Below are 4,440 nucleotides of genomic sequence, written 5' to 3'. Positions count from 1 at the left end.
TGAGGGAAATTAATGTCCATATAGTACCTCCGAGCAGAGTTACTATTAGATCAGAAATTTAATCAAATTGGTATTAGATTAACATTCGGTAAGCCATACCTAATATTTATTATTAAAACGCTGTGTGAGGAAACATGAAATTAAAAACGCAAGCTTACTTGCTATCGGGCATCATTTTGTTCGCTCTACTAGCGCTTACCGCCTCAGGTTTATGGACCTTAAGAGTTGCAAGTAACATGGACAATAAGGCTCGTGTAACAGAGCTATTTAAAAGTGCTTACAGCATTCTCACAGAAGTCGAAAAAATGGCCCTTGATGGCACTCTAGAAGAGCAAGAAGCCAAACAGCTTGCTACTCGCCTACTGCGTAACAACATCTACAAAGACAATGAATATGTGTACGTAGCTGATGAAAACATGACGTTTATCGCAACGCCTCTAGATCCACAGCTACATGGCACCAGCTTTAACGACTTCAAAGACGGCAACGGAAATAGTGTTGGTCAATTAATTCAAAGAATACTTGGTAATCGTACTGACCAGATCGTTGAATACACCTGGACTCAACAACTTCCAGACGGAACGATTGAAGATAAACTGTCTATTGCAGAGAAAACACCACATTGGGGTTGGGTTGTCGGCACAGGTATCGGATTCAATGAAGTTAACGCTCGCTTTTGGTCTACCGCCCAGTGGCAGTTATTCCTTTGTGTCGTTATTGCCGGGCTTATCCTGTCGGCTCTAATTTTATCTATAAAACGTATGCTTACGCTACTTGGTGGAGAGCCTAAAGAGGTAAGGCAAGCTGTGCGGACAGTCGCAGAAGGCCAAATTCAAACCTATTTCGAAACCCAAGCACCGCATGGCAGTATTTATCACGCAGTACAACAAATGAGTCAATCGTTAGCAACGTTAGTCTCTCATCTCAATACATCAATGCTGGCATTAAGAGGTGAATTACAACATGTGGAAGATCGCGCAGGCAGCATTGCTCAGCTCACAGAGACTCAACGACAATCAACAGAAATGATAGCAACAGCTATGACTGAGATGGCCTCTTCAGCCAATAACGTTGCAGATTCAGCTGTTGATACGGCACGTAATACCGATGAAGCGGATAAACAGAGCCAGCATACTCAGCACTTAATTCATAACACCGTAGGAAACATTCAAGGTCTGGCAGGTCAGCTCGGTACAGCAAGTGAAGCTGTCGCAAACCTAGATAACGATGTAAACAACATTGTAAAAGTTTTAGATGTTATCGGTGATATTGCAGAACAAACCAACCTACTTGCGTTAAACGCGGCGATTGAAGCGGCGCGGGCTGGAGAGCAAGGACGAGGGTTTGCAGTCGTAGCCGATGAAGTCCGTAACCTCGCAGGACGAACACAATCAAGCACCAAAGAAATTCAGCTGATGATCAATAACCTTCAAGAAGGCTCTCGCAACGCCATTCAAACCATGGAAGTGTGTGCGGCAACCAGTGAGAATACCGTTACTGAGTCTCAAAACGCCTCAGAGGCACTACAACAGATAGTTAACGCCTTAGAGTCTATTTCCTCAATGAGTCATCAAATCGCAGCTGCTGCTGCTGAGCAAACTCAGGTAAGTGATGATATATCGAAGCGTATCAACATGATCGAAGAAAGTGGTAACCAGTTGAGCTATGTCGTGACAGAAAGTCATAACAGTACCCAAACTCTCACTTCTCTCTCTAAACGAATTAGAAGCTTGGGTTAATAGGTTTGAAGTAAAACACTAAACCCTAGCGGAAATCTTAAATATAAAAGCATGTTTTCATACGTGCTTTTTTTATTTCAACGTCTATTCAGTACAGTTAACCGTACTTTTATTCTCTTTTAGGGCGTGCTAGACCTAGCTTTCCCACCCTAAATGGACAAAAACACCCCACTAAGTATAGAAAATCAGCAAACAATACTTTTTTTGCAATTTAGGGTTGACCCAGAACGCGAAAACACGTTTAATACACCTCGTCGCCCGGATAGCTCAGTCGGTAGAGCAGAGGATTGAAAATCCTCGTGTCGGTGGTTCGATTCCGCCTCCGGGCACCACAATTTATTTGTTGGTGTCTTAGACAACAACAGTAAAGCACAAAGAAACATTATGTGCCGACTTAGCTCAGTAGGTAGAGCAACTGACTTGTAATCAGTAGGTCACCAGTTCGACTCCGGTAGTCGGCACCATTTCTTTAAAGCTTTAAGAATAATTCCCCTTTAGTTCAGTTGGTAGAACGGCGGACTGTTAATCCGTATGTCGCAAGTTCAAGTCTTGCAAGGGGAGCCAAATTAATCATCAAGCATAAGCTTTTTGATTTATGATGCCGACTTAGCTCAGTAGGTAGAGCAACTGACTTGTAATCAGTAGGTCACCAGTTCGATTCCGGTAGTCGGCACCATTCTCTTGATGAGAGATAAAACCATCAATTCCCCTTTAGTTCAGTTGGTAGAACGGCGGACTGTTAATCCGTATGTCGCAAGTTCAAGTCTTGCAAGGGGAGCCAAATTAAAAAAGCCGCATCATTGATGCGGCTTTTTTGCATTTAAAGATCCTAATTTTTCCAAACAATCCGTCCACAATTTCTGCCATGCTTCATTCCGTTCAGAAGTCTGTGATATTAATACGCTTCTAAATTCTTCAAATATTACTCTTCCATGCCACTTTCCTTCGAAAGAACAAGGCAGCTCTTTTCAACAAGAATTTTCGATGAGTCGTTATTCTACAATCAAAAATTCTAGCGCCGTTATCGAGGTTTTTAACAAGCTAGGGTGAGCAACTATTTACTACGATTGGTACTAAATCAGCATACGGTTAGCAATACCGACCCGACTATCCACTATCCACTATCCACAGCACAATCACTCATAAAAATGTCGGCGTGACAAATAATAGCTCTAGGTAGGTTGGCTCTCTAACAGCTCTGTGAGCAGTTTAATTTCAAATGACACTAGGTTTACTCTTTATCAAAACTATCCACGACAATCGCTCCCATGGACGCTGGCATTGAAATAACAATAACTCGCTTGATCGATACAATAGGGTCGCTCAGCAGAGGTAACTTATCCAAACACGTCAGTACGAGCGCAACAACCATGGCAGTCATAACATAAGCAATCACTATTCTGAAAATAAACACCGGAACTCGCGCAATCACGTCTTTTTGAAAGACACTTTCATAAGTATAAAAGCCAAGAAATACGGCAGATAGCATAAACAACAGCAGCAAGTTAGCCGTAGGCAACGTTTCCCCTAACCTCCATGCCTCTTCAGAAAAAGAAATAGGTACAGCCAACGCAAACGATCCAACAAAGATTTGACTCGCATCTTCAAAGTTAAAACTTAATTTCATAGTTCGACCTTTTGGGCTTTTTGACTCTGTCTACTTAACAAAATCACCATGATCTACCAGTCTATAGTATTGGGATAGTGTCGATCTTAGCGACGAGACAAATGCATAATCCGTAGCTTTATACTAGCTGTATTAAGCGAAGCGTGGTTGAACTAGTCAGCAATAAACGAATTCGGGCAAGCAGAGCATCACCTCTAGACTTAGAACAAACAGGAGCGTGCTCAAGAGCCAGCAGACAGTTTGAGATGGCTATCCGTCTGCTGGCTCTTTTGTACTGACCTCGAGCTAGAGGAAGCGATATACATAACGATATCGCAAAACACTTTAATAAGCAGTCCTCCCCCTAACTCCATCTATTATCTCCTCGACCATATGGGGTTTCTTGGATAACTTATCGCTCCCCCCCCTAAACAATCACAACAAATCCAAAGCAATTCCAACTCGAAACGATCCCTAAGATCCTCGGCCATATTGGGCTAGAGAGTGTTGATGTCTGGATTCAAGACAAAGCTAGGATTGGTCAGCAGAACAAAACAACACGTCTTTGGCTACTCTTGGAACGATACCTCCCGTAGTAAAACAGCAGCAATTTGAATACGCTTATTTGTTTAGCTCAGTGTGCCCATCAAGAGTGATTGGTGAGGCAATGATCGTCCCTTAGGTTAACAAAGACATCATGGTAAACCATCTAGAGTAGATATCTAAAGTCACAGAAAAGACCGTCATGCAGTGGTAATAGTGGATGACGCGGGATGGTATACCGATGATATTGCTAACCCATTTGATAATGTCATTATTATCAAATGGCCATCATACTCACCAGAGCTTAACCCTGTAGAACAGGTGTGGGCTTGGTTACGTGACAATGAGTTAGCTAACCGTTGCTTTCGTGATTATGAAGAGATCAAGGGTAAACTTTGCAAAACTTGGAATCGTTTTAGTGAGTCGACTGAGAAGGTTATATCGATGTGCTACCGAAGTGGGACTGAACTGACCAATTATACCAATCTAAGTAAAAATATGATCTAATTGAGGCTGTTACTTCTTCGTGAAAAAAGACGCTATGGACAGCCT

The 4,440-nt window shown here is 42.4% G+C and carries 1 protein-coding gene, 5 tRNA genes and 2 pseudogenes; 7 read left to right on the top strand and 1 reads right to left on the bottom strand.

Annotated elements, in window-relative coordinates:
* The first annotated feature begins 134 nt into the window (after positions 1 to 134).
* From Q1A70_RS19035 to Q1A70_RS19010, 6 genes and pseudogenes are all read left to right on the top strand, one after another.
* A pseudogene (locus Q1A70_RS19035) lies at positions 135 to 1,761 on the top strand (methyl-accepting chemotaxis protein).
* 234 nt (positions 1,762 to 1,995) lie between these two features.
* A tRNA-Phe gene (locus Q1A70_RS19030) sits at positions 1,996 to 2,071 on the top strand.
* Between the two features lie 56 nt (positions 2,072 to 2,127).
* Positions 2,128 to 2,203: transfer RNA gene (locus Q1A70_RS19025), tRNA-Thr, on the top strand.
* A 24-nt stretch (positions 2,204 to 2,227) separates the two neighbouring features.
* Positions 2,228 to 2,303: transfer RNA gene (locus Q1A70_RS19020), tRNA-Asn, on the top strand.
* Positions 2,304 to 2,339: 36 nt separating this feature from the next.
* Positions 2,340 to 2,415 (top strand) — tRNA-Thr (locus Q1A70_RS19015).
* A 29-nt stretch (positions 2,416 to 2,444) separates the two neighbouring features.
* A tRNA-Asn gene (locus tag Q1A70_RS19010) sits at positions 2,445 to 2,520 on the top strand.
* 450 nt (positions 2,521 to 2,970) lie between these two features.
* Here the strand turns inward: Q1A70_RS19010 and Q1A70_RS19005 are convergent.
* Entirely contained in the window at positions 2,971 to 3,366 is a 396-nt protein-coding gene (locus tag Q1A70_RS19005; RefSeq protein ID WP_299695408.1) for a DUF2391 family protein, read from the bottom strand.
* 726 nt (positions 3,367 to 4,092) lie between these two features.
* Between Q1A70_RS19005 and Q1A70_RS19000 the strand changes: the two are divergent.
* Positions 4,093 to 4,395, top strand: a pseudogene (locus tag Q1A70_RS19000) (transposase); the annotation flags it as partial.
* Positions 4,396 to 4,440: the final 45 nt, after the last annotated feature.

The organism is uncultured Vibrio sp. (assembly GCF_947488985.1).
Lineage (GTDB): Bacteria > Pseudomonadota > Gammaproteobacteria > Enterobacterales > Vibrionaceae > Vibrio.
Note: the sequence above shows the minus strand (reverse complement) of the source record. Positions and strands in the feature narration are given on the sequence as shown.